Origin of the sequence: Pedobacter suwonensis (genome assembly GCF_900111825.1) — a bacterium.
GTDB classification, from domain to species: Bacteria; Bacteroidota; Bacteroidia; order Sphingobacteriales; family Sphingobacteriaceae; genus Pedobacter; species Pedobacter suwonensis.
This window is the reverse complement of record NZ_FOJM01000010.1, coordinates 43,640-64,210: the sequence shown is the minus strand read 5'-3', so window position 1 is coordinate 64,210 and position 20,571 is coordinate 43,640. Positions and strand designations below refer to the sequence as shown.

The following is a 20,571-nucleotide window of genomic DNA, read 5'->3' as shown; positions in this document are numbered from 1 at the left end:
AAGTATAACATAGGTTTTTACTGCATATTGATGTATGGTAAGTAATTGGAAATGATTAAATGATAGGTGGATTGGAGATAATGTTGAAGGGTTAGCGGCCTAAATTTAATTAAAGCATTCACTCATTCACCATCCACTCGTTCAAAATTGTCTACGGTCTGAAATGTTTGTTCGCCAGTTCCTTCCTTACGCGACTTAATGATTCGGGGGTAATGCCCAGATAAGATGCAATCATCCACTGTGGTACGCGGAGCGTGAGGTTAGGATAAAGTTTAATAAAATCAAGGTATCTTTCTTCAGCGGTTGCGCTAAGTAGCATATTAATGCGCTTCTGCATAAAGCGGATCGAATTATTCAGTAGTTTAATTTGCATGGGCTGCAAGCATGGTACTTGCCTGGCTGCTTCTTCCATGAAATTGTTAGGCATTAAAACGGCTTCAGTTGCTTCTATGGCATCGATGAAAAATATAGAGGGCTCGTTATTCATGTTATTGCGGTCTGATACCAGCCAGTTTTCGGGTGCGAACTGAAGGATGTGTTCTTTACCTTTCGCATCAATTGAATAGGCACGTAATAAACCTTTGCCTACAAAATATCCATGTTTAAAATTATCGCCTGTATATTGAACGATTTCGTTTTTCTCGAATTTTTTAATTTTTAAAACAGACGATATGCTTTCGAACTGTTCATCAGTTATTTCTATTTTTTCCTGTAAGTATTTTTGAAACTGACGAATCATAGAGGTGAGGTGTTATTTTTTTACGGGCTTAATATCAGAAAAATCTACTCCACATTTGCAATTACCACCACATCCATCTTTTTTTACATGCAAAGATTTAAAAACCAAACGGCCAACATATACTAATGCTACCGCAAAAAGTAAAAAGACTAAAATCGTTTGAATATCCATAATACAAATATAAGGTCTTTGAGTAGTATGGCATTCAGATGAATGTAAATTATTGTCATGCCGCTACTAACCGCAAAGTACGCAGAGGTTTTCGCAAAGGGCGCTATTGTGTTTTTACCACAGAGGAAACGGAGTTTTACACAGAGAGGTATTTTTATGCATGATTTATTATTGACCGCAAAGTACGCAAAGCTTTTCGCGAAGAGCGCCATTGTGTTTTTACCACAAAGGGAACGGAGTTTTCCACAAAGAGCAGAGAGGTATTTTTATGCATGATTTATTATTAACCGCAAAGTGGGCAAAGCTTTTCGCGAAGAGCGCTATTGTGCTTTTACCACAGAGGAAACGGAGTTTTACACAGAGCGGTTTTTATGTAATGCATGGTTTATTATTAACTGCAAAGTACGCAAAGCTTTTCGCGAAGAGCGCCATTGTGTTTTTACCACAAAGGGAACGGAGTTTTCCACAGAGAGCAGAGATGTATTTTTATGCAAGGTTTATTATTAATCGCAAAGTGGGCAAAGCTTTTCGCAAAGGGCGCTATTGTGTTTTTACCACAGAGGAAACGGAGTTTTACACAGAGCGGTTTTTATGTATATGCATGGTTTATTATTAACCGCAAAGTACGCAGAGGTTTTCGCAAAGGGCGCTATTGTGCTTTTACCACAGAGGAAACGGAGTTTTCACAGAGAGCAAAGAACGGTTTTGTGTGTATACTGATTTATAGTAGCCATGCTAAGGTGTTCTTTGTGTCTTTCTTTGCACACTTTGCGGTTAAAACGCAGAATTATTCCATGAAACCGACAGTGCCGCCAACCCAATCGAAATCGGCGTTATAGCGCACGCCGATCATTTTACCGCGGCTAAGACGGGCAAGGTTAATGCAAAGCTGGGGTTCACCGCCATCCGGCCACAAATACATCATCCTGATTTCGGCTTTTACACCACCATCCGGCGATTGTACCGCAGGCTCATAATTTACTTTCCGCTGTAAAATCCAGTTTTCAGGATCCTTGATATTGGCAATGTCCGTTTCAGTTACATCAATAATAACGCCCATGCCGGCGAAAGAAAATAAGGGTTTCAGCACATAGTTTTCTAAATCGGCGTGTAGTTTTTCTATTTTGTTTAAAAAGCGTGTTTCGGGTACAAACTCACTTTTGAGGAAAGGCATGGTGAACTTACTGACCCGATAAAACCAATTGGGATGCGTTACCCATTCCACTTCGAGTTCCTCACGCGGATCGAAGCTGTTTTTAAAGATTTCGGCGTTATTGGCTACTTCATCAAAGATCAGGCGGTTATAAATTCTTTTTAACTGGATTTTGTTACCATCTTCTTCGTAAAAGAGCCTTTTGCCTTCTTTTTTAATTTCTTCCAATGCCAAAATTTTAATGCCAAGCATTTTTTGGGTCACAAAAAAATCAATGGCTGTCTTCTGGTTTGGGGCATCAACATCCATTAGCGCCACTTCTTCGGGTTTGTGCTGGCCAATAATAACTTCTTTGAGTAAGGCGATGTATTTATCTTCAGTAAAACCGTTTAAGAAATGGTTCACGGAATCATCAATGTCAAAACTACTTTTAAAAGTTTTTGCCAGGTGATGTTGAAAGCCATACAGGGAAGGAAATCCTTGCATTTCGATCAACATTGGCGTAAGTTCCCCAGCCTGATTTTTGCATATGCCGAAATCAAAAGTTAAAAAATGTGGCTGGTCATTTTCATTAGGTACGTTCCATTCGGATGGGATTGCCTTTTGCGTAAGTGCTTTAAAGTTAGGTTGCTTAATCAGTTTTATGATTTCTTCACCAGCCACAATTAACTTTTCTTTTAAAGATTTTGGAACAAAAAGAGGCGTTTCTGCTACCCGAAACGGAATTTCCGGATAACTGCTTTGCAGTTGTGTGAGGAAATTTTGGTATTTCTCGTTAGTGAATTGTTGATTGTATTTTTGGCGTTGGGCAGGTATCATAGGTTTTTATTTACACGTATTTCATAGATTTCTCCATTTCACTGCGTTTCAGTCGAAATGACGATTTGGTGAAAGAAAGATTGCTTCACGCATGCGCTCAATCCATTTCTTCAGTTCGCAACGACAGCTGTTTTTGCAAATTCCCAACGGCTTTTTTTAAAAAATTAGGTAAGATAATACTTTGCGTTAATACAATCCTCGCCGGATCATCCAGACTGTTCAACATATCCAGATACTTTTGTTCGCCGTGCATATCTACAATGGCTTTTTTCTTTTCTTCTTGTAGCAGGTACATTTTCATGCCCACCGGATCAGCCTCTGGGTGAAATTGCGTACCAATGATTTCATCAGAAAGGCGGATCGACATCATGCAGCGCTCCAAGTCGACATGTTTACGTTCTTTTTCAATGGCCAGCAATTTTGCGCCTTTTTTTTCAAAAGCGGCAAGATTTGGCTCTATAACCTGCCAGTCTCTGCTGTCTACCGAAAAAAAGGGGTTTGTAATGCCGTTAAAAACTTCGTCTCTTTCTCCATCTTCAGTTAAGGTTACCGGGAAAATACCAAAAGCATTCGAGCGCCTTTCGGTTACGTTGCCCAGGTTATATTTTCTACAAGCCAATTGAAAGGAGTGGCAGATCAAAAAAGCAAATTTCTTTTTTTCTTCATGGGCCTGGTTAAATGCCTCAATCTGGTCGAGCAGATCAAAAAAAACATTTTCCCATTTTTCACCCTTGCTTTCGGTTGGGCTGCCCGGGCCACCGCTTGAAATATAAGCATCATAATCTATGCCTGGTATCTCTCCTTTTTGCCTTAAATCAAAAATATCGAAACTTAAATCAATATCGTTATCCTTTTTAAAACGGGATAAGATTTCCTGAATTCCCCGGATGCCCTGGTTGGGTGCACCGTTATTCATGTCAATAACGGCTACTCTTAAGCTTCTTTTATCCATCCTAAAATTACTTTGCGCCTATAAGTGTTTGATTAGTAATGTAATCTACCACCGCCTCAAAGCTACCGGTTTGCTGGTAAACGGCCAACTGCCGGTCTGCACCAGTACCGTGTTCCAATATTTTATGTACGTAATTAATATCATCGCGGCAGCCCAAATCATCCACTACATCATCCACAAAATCCAATAATTCCAAAACGAGGTTACGGCAGTTTACTTCCATTTCTTTTCCGAAATCAATCAGGTTTCCATCAATTCCGTAGCGGGCTGCCCGCCATTTGTTTTCGTTAATCAACGCTCTTGAATAACTGATAAACTCCATGTTCTGTAAACGCAGTTTGTACAGTTTGGCACATAAGGATTGAAATAAGGCTGTAAGGGCCATCGTTTCATCTACTAACATCGGGCAATCGCAAATGCGGAATTCAACGGTATCAAAGAAAGGGTGCACGCGGATATCCCACCATATTTTTTTGGCGTTATCCATGCAATTGGTTTTGATGAGCAGTTTTACATAATTGTCATAATCTTCAATGCTGTTAAAAATATCAGGAATTCCGGTACGCGGAAATTTGTCGAAAATTTTAGTGCGGAAAGATTTATAACCAGTATTGCGCGATTCCCAAAACGGAGAATTGGTTGACAAAGCAAAAACGTGTGGTAAGAAATATCTCACCTGGTTGGCAATGTGGATAGCCAGTTCGCGCGATTGGAAACCTACGTGTACGTGCAGACCAAAAATAAGATTAGAACGTGCAGCCTCCTGTAGTTCGTTCACAATTTCGTTGTAACGTGGATGTTCGGTAATCAGCTGCTTTTCCCAGTGAGAAAAAGGGTGTGTTCCCGCGGCTCCAATCCGCAGGCCCTGCTCTCCGGCCAGTTGAGAAACGGTATAACGCAATTGAGCAATTTCCTTGCGCGCTTCGGTAGTGGTACGGCAAATACCTGTTCCCACCTCTACCACAGCCTGGTGCATTTCTGCCTTAACCTGGTCTTTGTGTATTTTTTGTGCGGCTTCAACAATTTTTTGTTCGTGAGAAGTAAGTTCTCTGGTAACGGGATCAATTACCATGTATTCTTCTTCTATGCCCAGCGTAAACTCGTTCATCCTTTGCTAATTATAAATTAAATCCCCTTTATTTTTTTACTGCAGCTTTTTTAGTTTTTGCAGTTGTTTTTTCTGTTGTTGTCGCTTTAGCCTTTTCGGTAGGCGTAGTTTTTTTTGCCGCGGTTGTTTTAGTGATCTTTGATTCAGCTTTAGCGATTAGAGGTTTGCCTCCAACTGACGATTTAATATATTCGCCCCATGTTAAATTATCTTGTCCGTCTTTTTGTGCTTTGGCCCGTTCTATCGCATAGTTTGCTGTGGTTTCTACTACCCAATCAAAATTTTCCTGACCAACACTTTTAATGTCGGCATCTGGAGCCGGGTTACAGAAGTCGATAGCAATAGGTACTCCATTACGCACCGCGAACTCAACCGTATTGAAATCATATCCTAAATAGCGACATAGTTTTAAAGTATATTCTTCAACTGTTTTAAGCAATTTCGGATCTGGCGATTTACCCTCGGTTGCATACCGTAAATGATGTGGGTTACGTGGGTCGTACTGCATAATGCGAACATGTTTGCCACCTATACAATAACACCTGAAATATTCTTCGAAAATGATCTCTTCCTGCAAAAGCATCACTAATTGCTGCGTGCCACTGTGTTTGTCAAAAAAATCTTCTTTATCATGAAGTTTATAAACATCTCTCCAGCCACCGCCATCGTAAGGTTTCATATAAGCCGGAAAACCCACATACTCAAAAATCGCATCCCAGTTTAAGGGCATTTCCAGGTTAGAAAATGATTCGGACGTTGTTCCCGTTGGATGTTCTCTGGAAGGGATCAAGGCCGTTTTAGGTACTGGAACACCAATTTGTTCGGCCAGGGCATTATTAAAAAACTTCTCGTCCGCACTCCACCAAAATGGATTGTTGATTACGGCAGTTCCTGTAATGGCAGCATTTTTTAATGAAGCGCGGTAGAATGGTACATCCTGCGAAATGCGATCTATGATTACTGAATAACCCAGTGGTGCATTCTGAAATATCTTATCGATTTTAACCGCTTCGGCAGTAATGCCCTCCTCTGCTTTTTGATTAATTCTTTCGATTACGGCTTCAGGAAAAGAGCGTTCCTGTCCAAATAAAATCCCTATTTTCTTCATTGGTAAATATTGTTTATTGTGTAACTGGTTAATCGGCTAATTGTTTGATGCTTGTAACTAAATCGACTACAGACTCAAGACTAAGGACTAATCTATAGCTGTGCAATATAATCCGGAAACATTTCTCTCCAGATTGGCCAGTCGTGATCTGCGTTTTGTCTGATATCCAGCCAGTGGTTGATGCCCTTTTTATTTAGGATATTGGATAAACGCTCATTATCTGCCCTGCACATATCGCGGTCGGTTGTACCTAAAACAATTTTCATGTAATGTAGCTCAGGATTACTGTTGTTCAATATGAAATCAATCGGGTTATTAAAATAAACATCATCATTGTAAAAACCGTCTAGCTGGCCCGTTATATCGAAAGCGCCACTCATGCTAAACATATGGCTAACCAGCCAAGGATGCCTGAAAGCGAAATTTGCAGCGTGATAACCACCAAAGCTGCAGCCAGCGGTAATTATTTTACTATGGCCGGTTTCGTGCCTGGCCAGCGGGGCTACTTCTTCCAATAAATATTTATCATACCAAATGTGGTTTTTAACCCTGTCGGCAGGATGAATACTTTTGTTGTACCAGCTCAGTTTGTCGATGCTATCCGGACAATAAATTTTAATTTTTCCTTCATTGATAAATCCCGCTACAGAATCGATCAATTTGAAATCCTTGTTTTCAAAATATCGACCCATACTTGTTGGGAACAGTAGGATAGGGATGCCACCGTGACCAAAGATGAGCATGTCGATTTCGCCACTTAAATTCGGGCTGTACCATTTCTTATGTTCTTCTTTAACCATAATACAGATTGAATGTTTAAGGTATAAATTAAAATCTACAATAAGAATAGTGTCAATATTAAAAATGAATGAAATGAGGCGATGATTTTAAAAAATATCCTATGATAATTAATAGTTTATAGAGATTTGTACCTTTGCAGCCTAATGCTGAGGCGATAGCCATGTGATAGGGATCTTGATTATGAAGTACACCACCATTTTATCGGTAAAAGTTAATACCACCAACTTTAAAATATCTTCAAATTATTTAAAACGTGAGGTAGAGATAGATATTTATACGCCTGAAGGTATTTTGGGTAATGAAAAAATAGAACTTCTTCTGTTAAACGACGGACAGGATGTGGCCAAGATGAATTTTAGTCAGATTTTGGAAGATGCGCATCATGCTAAAAGAAACCATAGGCTAATTGTGGTGGCCATTAAGGCATCAGACGATCGTTTAATGGAATACGGGGTTGCTGGTGTGCCCGATTTTAAAGGGCGAGGCGCAAAAGCAAACCTCTATGCCGATTTTGTAGTCAAAGAACTTTTGCCTTTTGTTAAAAAGAAAATTGCGATGCCGGTTACCGGTAAGGTGGGTTTCGCCGGATTTTCTCTGGGAGGCCTCTCTGCTTTTGATATTGCCTGGAATAATCCTGCTTCGTTTGATGTTGCCGGTGTTTTTTCAGGTGCATTTTGGTGGAGAAAAAAGGATTTAAATGATGGCTATACGGATGCTGACCGCATTATGCATCAGCAGTTGGAAAACACTTCCAGCAAGCCGGATATGAAATTCTGGTTGATGACCGGGACGGAAGACGAAGTTGCTGATCGGAATAAAAACTTAATTATCGATTCTATAGACGATACCATTGATGTGGTTAAAATCCTATTAAATAAGGGTTACAAAAGGCCTGATCATATTTTTTACTACGAGAAAGTTGGCGGCAAACATAATATACCTACCTGGGAAAGTGTGATGCCTGCTTTTTTAAACTGGGCATTTGAGGTTTAGTATATTACTCAAGTTCTATAATTTCTCTTGAATTTCGTCACCCTGAATTTATTTCAGGGTCTAATAAGTAGAAAGACGCTGACCACGTAGTAGCTACAAGACAATTGAAAACACTATTTCGACGTGTAAAATAAATTCAGCATGACGACCATTTTTTGAAGTTATTTGTACTTCAAAAAAATACCTGTATAAAATATTGTCCACAAACAGCTTCGTTGTCCACAGCTTTTTAAAGCAGCATTAGCCCAGGTATTACAGGTTTTAAAAATACTATAACTTCCTTTGGCTTCATAAAAAGCATCGCCAATATCATAATGAACGTTTGATTGAACAGCAATTAAATGCCCTAAATCATCTTTTTTAAAGCTATTTAAAATATAGCGGACCAGCTGCTGGTATTGTGTTTTGCTGATCATGATTTTTATACAGTTCTCATCTTCCCTTATATTTTTATAATAGGTAGTGTGCATGGCCGAGGTGCTTAAGCCAGAAATTGCCCGTAGAGCGTTACTTAGTTTTAGGTCTGAAAATTCCGGAGTTTCCAGGTAAAACTTTTTATCGCCCCAGCCCATGGCCAGATAATGATAACTACTGTCGGCCTCTAAAGTGTTATGGTAAGGGATTTCTTTTGTCCAGTTAATTTCTGAGCTAACAGCCGGAACAATAATATCGGTATGCACACCATTTGTCATCATGTATATGTCTACTTCCTTCGCATTTACCGGATTGGCATTTACTGTAATACGCGAGCAGCAGAATGCCGTGATGAAGTAAATCGCAACTAGTGCACTAAAAACGATTAAAGATCTGCCTGTATACATTAAAATCCTTTTGTTCATCCCAGCTTTATTGTCTCCATTAACATCAACTGCATTTAAATAACGAATTTAAAGAATAACTATGTTAATCGATTTTATTGATGTTAATATCGAAAAACATGATTTTTTGCTCGTAAGGGTTATCGCTATCTTGACAGCATGATAAAAGGATTGTTTGAAACGCATATCTATGTTGAAGATCTGGAAAGATCGATTGATTTTTACAGCAATGTTTTAGGTTTAACGCAATGCCATTATGAAGCCGACCGCAGAATTGCTTTTTTCTGGATTGGCAAGCCGCAGGAAGCCATGCTGGGGATTTGGGAAAAGCCCAAAAAAGAAATTGATGTAAGGCACTTTGCATTTCGCTGTGAGGTGGATGATGTATTGAATAAATCAGTTCAGTTTTTGGAATCTAAAAACCTTCAGCCTTATAATTTTCTTAAGAGTGCCAATCATGATCCCATGGTTTTTGCCTGGATGCCTGCTGTGGCCATTTATTTTAATGATCCTGATGGACATGCACTGGAGTTTATTGCCATTTTGGATGGAGAAGCCAGACCAGAACTGGGTGTAATAACTCATCCGGATTGGTTAAAGCTAAACTTATAAATCGGAATGATGGCTCTTATCTTAACCCATTAATTGTTCAAATTAACAGGTCTAATTGTTACGGATTATTAATAGTTTAGGTTATTAATTAATTTCTTTGTCTTGAATTATAATGCCGCCGCCTTCGCAATGAATCAATACTGTGCATTCATCCCGTCTATCTTTTACCAGAACTTTGGTGTTGATTTTACAAAGTTTTTCTGCCAATTCATCCTGAATTTCAGACCACTCCTGGCTAAGGGTTTCCAATTCCTTTTCTTTGCGTTCCCTTTCTATACAGGCAATAAGGTGTTCGTCGGCCTGTGGACCGGTAATGTATTCTTCCTTTGATAAATCCGGTACTTCAGCCGCATCCATAGCCCTTTTTGCTGCTTCTACTTCAAGCGACTTTTCTTCATATTGATCAAATAATTCCTGTATTGATTTTTCCATTTACATAATACCTTCAAATTAATCATTTGTTTTATTCATTTGAATTTGAACGATTTTTTTAAAAAGGCTTTGTTTTTTAAACCTTATGGAAACGGTTGCCCGGAATTTTTGATGAAGGCTAATTGTACAACAGGATCGATTAAACCGAAAAGCTGCCGGAATTGCTTTTCTAATTAAAAATGAGACTATTGCAGCGTTATCAATGCATTAAATAGTAGGCGTTATAGTGGAAAATCCATTTCTAAACACTATCTTTGCGCCAAATTTGAGGCGCATTTTATGCAAAAGATTAGAAACATAGCTATTATAGCACACGTTGACCACGGTAAAACCACGTTGGTTGATAAGATTTTACACTCTTGTTCTATTTTTCGTGACAACGAACAAACAGGAGAGTTGATATTGGATAACAACGATTTAGAGCGTGAGCGTGGTATCACAATCGTGTCTAAAAACGTTTCTGTTAAATATAAAGATGTAAAAATTAACATTATCGATACACCTGGTCACGCGGATTTTGGCGGTGAAGTAGAGCGTGTTTTGAAAATGGCAGATGGTGTACTTTTACTTTGCGATGCTTTTGAAGGTGCAATGCCTCAAACCCGTTTCGTAACACAAAAAGCTTTGGCATTAGGTTTAAAGCCAATTGTGGTGGTAAACAAAGTAGATAAAGAAAACTGCCGCCCTGAAGAGGTTTACGAGCAGATTTTCGAATTGTTTTTTAACCTTGAAGCTACTGAAGAGCAATTGGATTTCCCGGTTATTTATGGTTCATCTAAACAAGGGTGGATGAGTACTGACTGGCAGAAACCAACAACTGATATTTTTGCCTTATTGGATGCTGTGGTAGAAAATATTCCTGCTGCACCAATAAACGAAGGTACATTACAAATGCAGATCACCTCGTTGGATTATTCGTCTTTCGTAGGTCGTATTGCAATTGGCCGTGTTCACCGCGGTACCATTAAAGAAAACCAACCGGTTACTTTAATTAAACGCGATGGCAAAATCGTTAAATCAAGGGTTAAAGAACTTTATACATTCGAAGGTTTAGGTAAGGTAAAAGCGACAGAAGTAAGCTCTGGCGATATCTGTGCGGTTGTAGGTATTGACGGTTTTGAAATTGGTGATACTATTGCTGATTTTGAAGCACCAGAACAATTACCGGTAATCAGTATCGATGAGCCGACAATGAACATGTTATTTACCATTAATAACTCACCATTCTTCGGTAAAGAAGGTAAACTGGTAACTTCTCAAAGGATTAAAGACCGTTTGATCAAAGAAATGGAGAAGAACCTGGCATTAAAAGTTGTTGAAACTCAAGGTGCAGATTCGTGGTTGGTATATGGCCGTGGTATCCTTCACTTATCGGTATTAATTGAAACGATGCGTCGTGAAGGTTACGAATTGCAGGTTGGGCAGCCACAGGTTATTGTTAAAGAAATCGATGGTAAAAAACATGAGCCAATCGAAACCCTGATTGTAGATGTACCTGCTGAAGTTTCTGGTAAAGTAATTGAATTGGTAACCCAACGTAAAGGAGAGTTATTGATTATGGAACCAAAAGGCGACTTACAACACTTAGAATTCGAAATTCCGTCTCGCGGTATCATCGGTTTACGTAACAACGTTTTAACTGCAACAGCTGGTGAGGCGATTATGGCACACCGTTTCAAAGCTTACGAACCTTGGAAAGGGACGATTCCTGGCCGTTTGAATGGTGTATTAATTTCGATGGATAAAGGTACCACTACTGCTTATTCTATCGATAAATTACAGGATAGAGGTCGTTTCTTTGTTGATCCGGGAGTTGATATTTACGAAGGACAAATTTTGGGAGAGCATATCCGTGATAATGATTTAGTAATCAATATCGTGAAAGGTAAAGCTTTAACCAACATGCGTGCATCTGGTACAGATGATAACACCCGTATCGCACCGGCAATTAAATTTTCGCTGGAAGAGGCTATGGAATACATCCAGGCTGACGAGTACATCGAAGTTACTCCGGTAAGCATGCGTTTACGTAAAATTTTCTTAACTGAGCAGGAACGTAAAGTTAAAGGAAAGCAATTCGCTTAATCCTACATTCCTAAGCGGGAATAAAATATAGATCAAAAGCCTCGATGTAAATCGGGGCTTTTTTTATGTCAAACGGCTTAATAATTTAGTAGTAAGCTGAAGGATGATCTTGTTTTCGATTTAATCACAATTGCCATTTTCTGTCAGGCTTTTTTCATAAAACTTATGGGAATGTAAAGTTAACAATCTGGTGGCAATCGGATTTACCGGCAATTTTAATTTTGCGGTTCAAACAAACTAATTATATCGTGATTCATAAAGGATTATCCAAGGCGGGTATATTTTTATTAAATGTACTCTCTCTATTGCCGCTATTTTTATTATATGGATTGGCAGACGCTTTTTATGTATTGCTGTGTTATATTTTTGGTTACCGCAGAAAAGTGGTTAAAGAAAACCTGATGAATGCTTTTCCGGAAAAAAACGGCACTGAAATTTATGCAATAGAGAAACGGTTTTATAAATTTTTAGCTTCACTTTTTATAGAAGTGATTAAAATGAAAAGCATTTCTAAAAAGGAGTTGAACAAAAGGGTAAAATTTAAGAATGCCGATCTGGTAGAAGCCTATCTGAAAAATAATGAAAGTGTACTTTTCTGCTCATCGCATTATGGCAATTATGAATGGGTATGCATGGCTATTGGCCTGAACTTTTCTGGTGAACATTTTCCGATTTATAAACCTTTAAGCAGTGAAGCTTTTGATAACTGGTTCCTGAAGATGAGAAGCAAATTTGGCAATAACATGGTATCCATGCGACAAACCTTGAGGGCGATCCAAGCCAATAAGCATAAGTCAACTATATTCACTTTTGGCAGCGATCAGGCACCTTCAAAAGATGAATCAAATTATTGGACAACCTTTTTAAATCAGCAATCTTCTATACAGTTGGGGGTAGAAAAAATCGCCAGGAAAACCAACCGCCCCGTTTTTTATCTAAAAATCAATTATTTGAAGAGAGGTTATTATGAAGTTGATTGTGTGCCTATCTGTATAAATCCATCTGAAACAGGCGAGTTTGAAATTACCGATATGCATACGCTCTTTCTGGAAGATATCATTAAAGAAGCACCCGCTTATTGGTTGTGGAGTCATCGGAGATGGAAATATAAGCCTGAACCAAAGGTTTCATCAACCCATATAAAAGATTATGATATCATGGATGCAATGGCTTAGCTATGTCCATTGTTGTAAAAATGAAATCTAACATTTTCGTGGCAAAATTTTTCCTGGGGCTTTATAAATTAGCGTTTCAACTACCCTGATGATTAAGACGTGGATTTCCCGTTTGGGAATATTTCTTTTAAGCACATTAGCCTTGCTTCCATTATCTGTATTGTACATTTTCGCTGATGGAGCATATCTGTTACTGTATTTTGTATTTCGCTACCGCAGGGAAGTGGTGAGGGAAAATTTGCTGAATGCACTTCCGGATAGAACATTACAAGAGATTTTAATTATCGAAAAACGATTTTACCGTTATCTGGCCTCACTGGTGTTTGAAATTGTTAAAATGCAAAGTATCTCTAAACAGGAGATCGAAAAACGCTTTGTATTTAAAAATAAAAAACAGGTCCAGGAATATTTAGACCGCGGCCAGAGTGTATTAATCTGTTCGGCACATTATGGCAATTGGGAGTGGGGTACATTAGGTATCGGACTCAATTTTCGTGCAGATCATTACCCTATTTATAAACCTCTTAGCAATCCGGTATTTGATCATTGGTTTAAGAAAGTACGAAGTAAATTTGGTAATAAATTAATTGCCATGCGGCAGACCATGCGGGCATTGCAAGCCAGCAAAGGCAAACCGAGCATGTTTAGTTTTGGTAATGACCAGGCACCTGCCAAAGATGAATCTCATTATTGGACTAATTTTATGCATCAGCCCAGTTCTATACAGTTGGGAATTGAAAAAATTGCCATGCGTACCAATCAGCCCATATTTTATTTTAAAGTGAATGTGCTGAAACGTGGTTTTTATGAGGTTGATTGTGTGCCGCTTTGTTTAAATCCTGCCGAAACCGCTCCGTTCGAAATTACTGAACTGCATACCCGTTTTCTGGAAAAAATAATCAACGCACAACCCGAATACTGGTTATGGAGCCATAGGCGGTGGAAGTATAAACCTCAATATTAAGTTCTTTTTCAGGGAGATTTGCCAAAGCAGGTATAATTTTATAAATCTTTATATTTGCCCTAGAACGCCTATCCATGAAGACAGTCAAAAAAATATTGCTGATCCTGATTTATACTTTTTTTTTATCGTTGCTGGCCTTATTCCTTTGGAAACCTTATTTGTTGAAGGTATTAAAATACAGAACGCCAAATGCTGAAACCTATAAAGTTTTTCCGCAGGAAGTTTCGCATAGAAGCGATTCGGTTTTTCATTTTATAAGATCGGCAAAACAGCGGAACGATCTGGATACGCTTCATGTTAGAGATGGCGATAACCGCTCTATTCCATTAAAAAACTATTTAAAAAATGGACAGGTCAATGCTTTTATTGTGATCAGGAATGATAGTATTTTGTACGAGAGATATGCTAAAGGTTACAGCGATAGTACGTTAACCAGTATATTCTCAGGCGCTAAAAGTATGATTTCTATTACTATAGGTCAGGCATTGGCCGAGCGCAGCATTAAAAGCCTGGATGATAAAGTAACACATTATATTCCCGAATTAAAATCCAACCCCGCTTTTGAACAGATCACTTTAAAAAATCTTTTGGATATGAAATCGGGCCTTGAGTTTCGGGATGCTTTGGGTGGTATAGTAAAAGCATTTTTTTCTGATGAGGCCAAGTATTATTATACCGACGATATGAAAGCGCAACTGATGAGGGTTAAACTGGTTAACCAACCAGGTACGGTTTGGATGTATAAAAGTATCGACCCGATTTTGTTAGGCTGGGTTTTAAAAAAGGCCTCCGGAAAATCGGTAGCAAAATATTTTGAAACTCATGTGTGGCAAAAGATAGGTACCGCGTATCATGCAACTTGGGGTTTAGATCAGGTTAATGGCCTCACCAATACGGCAAGCCGTTTTCAGGTTACGGCCATTGATTTTGCAAAAATCGGCCGTTTATATTTAAACAAAGGTAAGTATAATGGAAAGCAGGTGGTTCCGGAAAGCTGGGTAAATCAATCCACCTATATTGGAACAGAAAAGCCTGCATCAGCTAAAGGATGGCAGAAATCGGCACACCATTATCTCTGGTGGATCCCGCAAGAAGGGGATAAGGGCGATTATGCGGCTGAAGGGATGCTTGGCCAAAGGTTATATGTTGATCCGAAAACGAATACCATCATTGTGCAGTTTGCTGATCACGGCGCAGGAAATTACCCTTACCGGAAAATCAGCAGATATCTGGCTGGATTGCCGTTTAGTTATCCTAAAGATTAACCGCAAAGCACGCAATGAAATAGGCGCCAAGCACGCTATGAGGTTTTGCTCCGCATCCTTTGCGTAAAACTTTGCGTCCTTTGCGGTTAAATTTTTAAAATAGTACCTTGTCATTAAATGGAAAACAACGACGTAAAAATTTCAAAAAAGAAACCGATTTTTCCGGTTAGTCCTGCTTTGCAGAAATATTTGCGTACCTACCAGCGTGAAGCGAAATTGCCCATCGGTTATAATGACCTGATGCAATTTAATGAGGCTTTTCCGCTAATGGATAAGTTTGGTAAGGATTCGTTATGGGAGGGACCTATATATGCTCAGGATTTAATTGGAAAATTGCATGATGGCTTAAAGGAAATTTATGCAAATCTTAAAGCTTCGGGAAACCTGCGCATTGTTGAGCATAAGTACATTGATAGAATAGAATATTGCACCTTTGGCAATACTCACCCTTTCCGTATCCGTATTGTAAACCGTTTGAATGATGTGTATGATTACTTCTACGTAAAAAAAGCTGACGCCTCCAGGATTTACGGACTTGAAATGGAAGAAATACTTTCACCGAATCAGGTAAATTACCTTGTAGATGGCAATACTTTGATAGAAGAACATATTGCCGGCATTCCAGGTGATGTTTTTACAAAAGGACAATTGTATACACCAGAGTTTAACCCTACACGTATAGCTAAAGAATTTGTAAAATTTAATGAACGCTGTTTGATTATGCTTTTGGGAGATATGCGGGCCTATAATTTTGTGGTGCAGATTACACCTGATTTTGATGATATCCAGTTCCGTATCCGGGCGATAGATTTTGATCAACAGTTTTACGAAGGGAATTTAAAAGTTTACTTACCGCAGTTTTTTAAAGAAAACCTGCCTTACGTAAAAATGAGTATGGAGCAACTGACAGAGAAAACGGTGTTGCAGTATCAGCAGGAGGAGCGCTCATCAATTGTACATCGTGTAAGAAGCGAACGACACCGTTTAACCGATCTTCGGGATGTATCAAATAAAGAAGAGCTCACTACACCCGAAAATATTGCTTTACTTAAACAGGGAATGAGCGATTATTTTAAGGATACCAATTACCTGCGGTGTAAAACCATGACTGATATTATTGAACTGAATATCAAAAATATCATCAGGCAGGTAAAGTTATAAGTGATGTTGGATGTAACCATCCGACATCGCAAACCGTTCTGTAAGGTAATTCCATTTAGAAAGTAATGCTCCATCAGATAGTAACAGCTGTTGGCCTAAAAACAGCTTAAAAGAAAAACGGCTGACAAATTGCCAACCGTTTTTGAGTGAATCTAGAAAGAGCGTCCAAAATTTTAGGCATGTTGGCCTTCATGAACTCCTTCGGCAAATTCCTCTACAATTTTATCGTTAAACGCAGGTAAATCTTCAGGGGTACGGCTGGTAACCAAACCCTGGTCTACTACCACTTCTTCATCAGACCAGATCGCTCCGGCATTAATTAAATCCTTTGAAATATTTTTTACCGAAGTTAATTTTCTGCCTTGCACTACATCTGCGTTGATCAACGTTTGTGGACCGTGGCAAATGGCAGCAACTGGTTTCCCATCGGAGAAGAAAGCTTTTACAAAAACCAGTGCATCTTCATTAACCCTTAACTGATCCGGATTAATTACACCACCTGGTAAAAGTAGCCCGTTGTAGTCATCAGCGTTTGCTTCTGAAATGGTTTTGTCAACGTCAACTTCTATCGACCAATGGTCCTGATCCCAGGCTTTTATTTTTCCGCTTTTTGAGGAGATGATGTGAACGGTTGCGCCCTCTTCTTTTAACCTTTTAACTGGTTCGGTTAATTCTACTTCTTCAAATCCGCTCTCTGAAAGTACAGCAATGGTGCGGTTACTTAATTGTCCCATAATCTTTAAATTTTTAATAGGTGATATATTTAAAGACAGTTAGGGAAAAGTATTGTTTTTAGAAATTTAAGATTCCATCATGGTATTCGCTCCAATGGTATAGGCATAAGATGAGGCCGGAATAAAGTTTAACTCTATATTGTCATATACAATAACTTCCTGTAAGGATATTGTTGTGATCAAAGCCTTTGAGAGGTTATTTTCTTTGCAAAATTTTATCAAACTTTTTAGTTCTTGTGGCTTAGTTACATATCTATCTGTCCATTTAATTTCTAAGCTCCAAAGTGCCTGAAGATTTTTAGCACTTATCCCAACCATATCTACTTCCCCATTATTCCATCGGGCATACCAGGGCGTAAAGTTTAACCGATGCAGCCATTGTGCATAAATTGCTGTTTCTGTCATCTGTCCCATATCTTCATCTGTTGCTTCAATTGGTGAAAAAAGAGCAGCTCTAAGTGATGGATTTGTTAGATATATTTTGAAAAAATTATCTCTTAAAAACCTTTTTCCAGCGTGATCAACTCTTCTAATTGTTTTAATAAGAAAGGCTGCTTCTAAATATTCAAGGTATTTTTTTATCGTATTTTTAGGAATAGCTGATTGTTTACTAAGCGTATCCAGCGAAAATTCATTTGCAGTATTGTACGCTATAGTAGTGAATAAAGAATTAAGTTGTTGCACATCACTAATGCCATATAAACTAGGTAAATCTCTTAGCAAAACTTTATCAACGACGTCGCTTCGAATAAATCGTTGCGGATTATTTCTGATTGTTTCTGAAAATATAGCTTCTGGATAACCGCCATGATTAATATAATCTAAAAACAACTTATTAAGATATTTTATGTCTGCCGCTGTGTAGAAATTTACTTGATTTTCTCCCCACGGCAATTGAGTTGGTTGTACAACATGATTTAGGCCTTGCATCTCAATAAATTCATAAAAAGTAATAGGTGGGAGCATAAAGTCCGTAAAACGCCCTGCTCCACTTTCTTTACTTTTGTATTGCAATGCTGCCGCTGCCGAGCCTGAAACAATAAATTTTATATTTCTATAACTCTCTACGAGGGATTTTAAATGGATGTCCCAATCTTTGAGGTATTGAATTTCATCAAATATAATATACCACCTATCGTTAGGATTATTTGTAGACCCTGTTGCAATATTGCCATTCTTTACAAGTTCTTCAAGCGAAATTTTGATATAAATCGGATTTTCGACAGTTATAAAAAGTATACGTTTTGGATTAAACCCGGATTCAATTATGTGTTGAACAAAATGATATAAAAGTACAGTTTTACCAACCCTTCGAGGCCCCATTAAAACAATTGCTCTATTTATACTCGTTTCTGATGCAAGTTTACAAAAAGATTTGTAATAAGCTCTTCTAGGCATTTCGCTAAAATAGTTATCTATACTACCTGATGTCCACCATGGGTTTTCAAACCTAAGTCTATCTAAAACTTGTGAAATAGCAATATTTTTTAACATAAAAACTTTTATTTTTATATAAATTATAAAATAAGATCAATATTTTGATCTTATGTTGTTTTAAATTCAAATATAATAAATTATGCCAAAATAATTTTTCTTATTTAATCATTTGTTCTTCTATGCTTAATAAAGTACCATGCTAAATTGCCGGCAATAATCATATGATTAAAAATGTTGGGGATCAAGCCATAATATTTAGTAAAAATTTTAAACCGTTCTTTTAAACTTTCCCGGTGTTTTTTCTTGCTCATGCCACCAACCAGGTATTTGGCTACATAACGGTGTACATTTACAATATTAGATGCCTTTTTAGCCGCTTTGATAATCCAGTCGATATCAGCGCTGTATTGGTAAGTTAAATCATAAGGCGTAATGATGCTGCGGCGGATATAAATGGCCTGATGACTGATATTCATGCCATATTTAAAACTCTTCCAGTCGAACTCATCTGGTGCTTCGTGCCTCCTTCGGCCTAAATTTTCCCACTTATCGTTATACATTTCAGTTTCTCCGTAATATATATCGGCACCGGGAGCAGTTGCAAAAACATCTTCTACTGTGTGGTTGTCATAAATCTCATCTCCCGAGTTCATAAATAACACATAATCACCTGTTGCCAAGGCCAAACCTTTATTCATGGCATCATAAATGCCCTTGTCGGGTTCTGATATGATTTTCGAGATCCGGTCCTTATACTGCTGAACTACCTGCAGTGTTCCATCAGAAGAGGCTCCGTCAATGATAATATATTCAATGTTTTGATAAGTCTGATTTAAAACAGATTTCATAGTACGCTCAATGTCGCGAACGTTATTGTACACAATAGTGATAACGGTTAATTTGGGCATGGGTTAATCCATTAATTTTTTAAAGGTTTCGGCATCCGGAATTAAACCTTTAAATGCTTTAGGTAATGTTGCACTGGTTTTGTAGGTAGAAACACCCATTGCTTTGTTAAAATCGCGGAATGAAAATTCTACAATTTTATTCTTCTTTTCTTTGCAAAGTATGATGCCTATTGATGGCTGTTCATGTGGCTGTTTAACATATTCATCAAGAGCAGATAGATAGAAATTCATTTTGCCCAAATACTCAGGTTTGAATTTTCCGGTTTTAAGTTCGAAAACAACCAAACATTGTAAGCGGCGGTTAAAAAACAAAAGATCTATAAAATATTCCTCATCTTCAACAATCAATCTGTACTGGTTGCTGATAAAAGCAAAATCAGTTCCTAACGACATTAAGAACTTCTTAATATTCTGTACTATTCCACTTTCTACAACTCTTTCATCTTCTTCATCAGGATCCTCTAGGTTAATAAAATCCAAAAGGTATTCATCTTTAAAAGACTTCAACGCTTGGTCTCTTAATTCTTCATTGGAAATTGTTTTCGAAAAATTATTTGGTAAACTGCCGGAGTTACTGAATGATTTGTTTTTAAGTTGGTGCTTTAAGGTACCAACACTCCAAAATTCGATAGCTGCCTTTTGGATATAATATATCTTTTCTTCAACCGATTGTGAATTCTGTAGAATTTCAATGTGGTGGGTAAAACTGATGTTGAAAAATGTCTTTTCCAATTGGTCCGTTACTGACGGTCTAAATTCAATGTGTTCAATATCAGTTTTTTGTAATTGGTCCGTCAGTGACGGACTAATTAAGATTTGTTCTCTCCACGATTCGAAAAAGAACCTCATCCGTTTAATATTTGTGCCTGAAAATCCTCTTAAACCTGGTAACTCTAACTGTAAATCATTAGAAAGATTATCTATCACTTTGGCGCCCCATTTCTCTTTTTCTACCTTTTCCGAAATGAATTTACCTACTGTAAAATAAAGCAGCAAAAGCTCTTTGTTTACAAAAGTAGCTGCTTTATACCGGCTCGATAAAATAGCAGATTTTAATGCTTTAATACTTGAAGAATAGTTTTCGATGCTTTCCATTTACCAGTTCAGTCGGTATAAATTTAATAAAGATTAACCAG

General features: G+C 38.0%; 20 protein-coding genes. 7 read left to right on the top strand and 13 right to left on the bottom strand.

Annotated elements, in window-relative coordinates:
• Positions 1-151: 151 nt before the first annotated feature.
• The 7 genes from BM107_RS14030 to BM107_RS13990 form a co-directional block, all read right to left on the bottom strand.
• Complete coding sequence (locus tag BM107_RS14030) at positions 152-739, bottom strand: Crp/Fnr family transcriptional regulator (protein ID WP_090984360.1); 588 nt, start codon at positions 737-739, stop codon at positions 152-154.
• A 12-nt stretch (positions 740-751) separates the two neighbouring features.
• The gene (locus BM107_RS14025; protein WP_090984358.1) at positions 752-910 is read right to left on the bottom strand and encodes a FeoB-associated Cys-rich membrane protein; all 159 of its coding nucleotides are present in this window, start codon (positions 908-910) and stop codon (positions 752-754) included.
• A 787-nt stretch (positions 911-1,697) separates the two neighbouring features.
• Positions 1,698-2,882 (bottom strand): ATP-grasp domain-containing protein, encoded by a 1,185-nt coding sequence (locus tag BM107_RS14010; protein ID WP_090984352.1) that lies wholly within the window; start codon positions 2,880-2,882, stop codon positions 1,698-1,700.
• Between the two features lie 97 nt (positions 2,883-2,979).
• On the bottom strand, positions 2,980-3,834 hold the full coding sequence (locus tag BM107_RS14005; RefSeq protein WP_090984350.1) for a type 1 glutamine amidotransferase: 855 nt from the start codon (positions 3,832-3,834) through the stop codon (positions 2,980-2,982).
• Positions 3,835-3,841: 7 nt separating this feature from the next.
• Complete coding sequence (locus tag BM107_RS14000) at positions 3,842-4,942, bottom strand: carboxylate-amine ligase (protein ID WP_090984348.1); 1,101 nt, start codon at positions 4,940-4,942, stop codon at positions 3,842-3,844.
• A gap of 28 nt (positions 4,943-4,970) precedes the next feature.
• On the bottom strand, positions 4,971-6,050 hold the full coding sequence (locus tag BM107_RS13995) for an ATP-grasp domain-containing protein (protein WP_244278814.1): 1,080 nt from the start codon (positions 6,048-6,050) through the stop codon (positions 4,971-4,973).
• A gap of 92 nt (positions 6,051-6,142) precedes the next feature.
• Positions 6,143-6,850 (bottom strand): esterase family protein, encoded by a 708-nt coding sequence (locus tag BM107_RS13990; RefSeq protein WP_090984346.1) that lies wholly within the window; start codon positions 6,848-6,850, stop codon positions 6,143-6,145.
• A 181-nt stretch (positions 6,851-7,031) separates the two neighbouring features.
• Here BM107_RS13990 and BM107_RS13985 point away from each other — a divergent pair, with 181 nt between their 5' ends.
• Positions 7,032-7,844: an alpha/beta hydrolase gene (locus BM107_RS13985; RefSeq protein ID WP_090984344.1), complete on the top strand. Its 813-nt coding sequence runs from the start codon at positions 7,032-7,034 to the stop codon at positions 7,842-7,844.
• Between the two features lie 161 nt (positions 7,845-8,005).
• On the opposite strand, the gene BM107_RS13980 is transcribed toward BM107_RS13985, so the two are convergent.
• Positions 8,006-8,665 (bottom strand): TIGR02117 family protein, encoded by a 660-nt coding sequence (locus BM107_RS13980; protein WP_244278813.1) that lies wholly within the window; start codon positions 8,663-8,665, stop codon positions 8,006-8,008.
• Positions 8,666-8,821: 156 nt separating this feature from the next.
• On the opposite strand from BM107_RS13980, the gene BM107_RS13975 reads away from it, so the two are divergent.
• Positions 8,822-9,274 carry a VOC family protein gene (locus BM107_RS13975; RefSeq protein WP_090984340.1) on the top strand — a complete coding sequence of 151 codons (453 nt, stop codon included), beginning with the start codon at positions 8,822-8,824 and terminating at the stop codon, positions 9,272-9,274.
• Between the two features lie 84 nt (positions 9,275-9,358).
• On the opposite strand, the gene BM107_RS13970 is transcribed toward BM107_RS13975, so the two are convergent.
• Entirely contained in the window at positions 9,359-9,706 is a 348-nt protein-coding gene (locus BM107_RS13970) for a hypothetical protein (RefSeq protein ID WP_090984338.1), read from the bottom strand.
• A 279-nt stretch (positions 9,707-9,985) separates the two neighbouring features.
• On the opposite strand from BM107_RS13970, the gene typA reads away from it, so the two are divergent.
• From typA to BM107_RS13945, 5 genes are all read left to right on the top strand, one after another.
• Positions 9,986-11,791, top strand: coding sequence for a translational GTPase TypA (typA, locus tag BM107_RS13965; protein WP_090984335.1), 1,806 nt, complete (start codon positions 9,986-9,988; stop codon positions 11,789-11,791).
• 248 nt (positions 11,792-12,039) lie between these two features.
• Entirely contained in the window at positions 12,040-12,966 is a 927-nt protein-coding gene (locus BM107_RS13960) for a lysophospholipid acyltransferase family protein (RefSeq protein WP_090984333.1), read from the top strand.
• An 88-nt stretch (positions 12,967-13,054) separates the two neighbouring features.
• Positions 13,055-13,930 carry a lysophospholipid acyltransferase family protein gene (locus BM107_RS13955; RefSeq protein ID WP_090984331.1) on the top strand — a complete coding sequence of 292 codons (876 nt, stop codon included), beginning with the start codon at positions 13,055-13,057 and terminating at the stop codon, positions 13,928-13,930.
• A gap of 74 nt (positions 13,931-14,004) precedes the next feature.
• Positions 14,005-15,195: a serine hydrolase domain-containing protein gene (locus tag BM107_RS13950; RefSeq protein WP_090984329.1), complete on the top strand. Its 1,191-nt coding sequence runs from the start codon at positions 14,005-14,007 to the stop codon at positions 15,193-15,195.
• A 117-nt stretch (positions 15,196-15,312) separates the two neighbouring features.
• Positions 15,313-16,356 (top strand): hypothetical protein, encoded by a 1,044-nt coding sequence (locus tag BM107_RS13945; RefSeq protein ID WP_090984327.1) that lies wholly within the window; start codon positions 15,313-15,315, stop codon positions 16,354-16,356.
• A gap of 173 nt (positions 16,357-16,529) precedes the next feature.
• On the opposite strand, the gene BM107_RS13940 is transcribed toward BM107_RS13945, so the two are convergent.
• From BM107_RS13940 to BM107_RS13925, 4 genes are all read right to left on the bottom strand, one after another.
• Entirely contained in the window at positions 16,530-17,090 is a 561-nt protein-coding gene (locus tag BM107_RS13940) for a type 1 glutamine amidotransferase domain-containing protein (RefSeq protein ID WP_090984325.1), read from the bottom strand.
• Between the two features lie 66 nt (positions 17,091-17,156).
• Entirely contained in the window at positions 17,157-18,584 is a 1,428-nt protein-coding gene (locus BM107_RS13935) for an ATP-binding protein (protein WP_090984324.1), read from the bottom strand.
• Positions 18,585-18,688: 104 nt separating this feature from the next.
• On the bottom strand, positions 18,689-19,435 hold the full coding sequence (locus tag BM107_RS13930; protein ID WP_090984323.1) for a glycosyltransferase family 2 protein: 747 nt from the start codon (positions 19,433-19,435) through the stop codon (positions 18,689-18,691).
• 3 nt (positions 19,436-19,438) lie between these two features.
• The gene (locus tag BM107_RS13925) at positions 19,439-20,530 is read right to left on the bottom strand and encodes a PDDEXK nuclease domain-containing protein (protein WP_090984321.1); all 1,092 of its coding nucleotides are present in this window, start codon (positions 20,528-20,530) and stop codon (positions 19,439-19,441) included.
• Between the last annotated feature and the right edge of the window lie 41 nt (positions 20,531-20,571).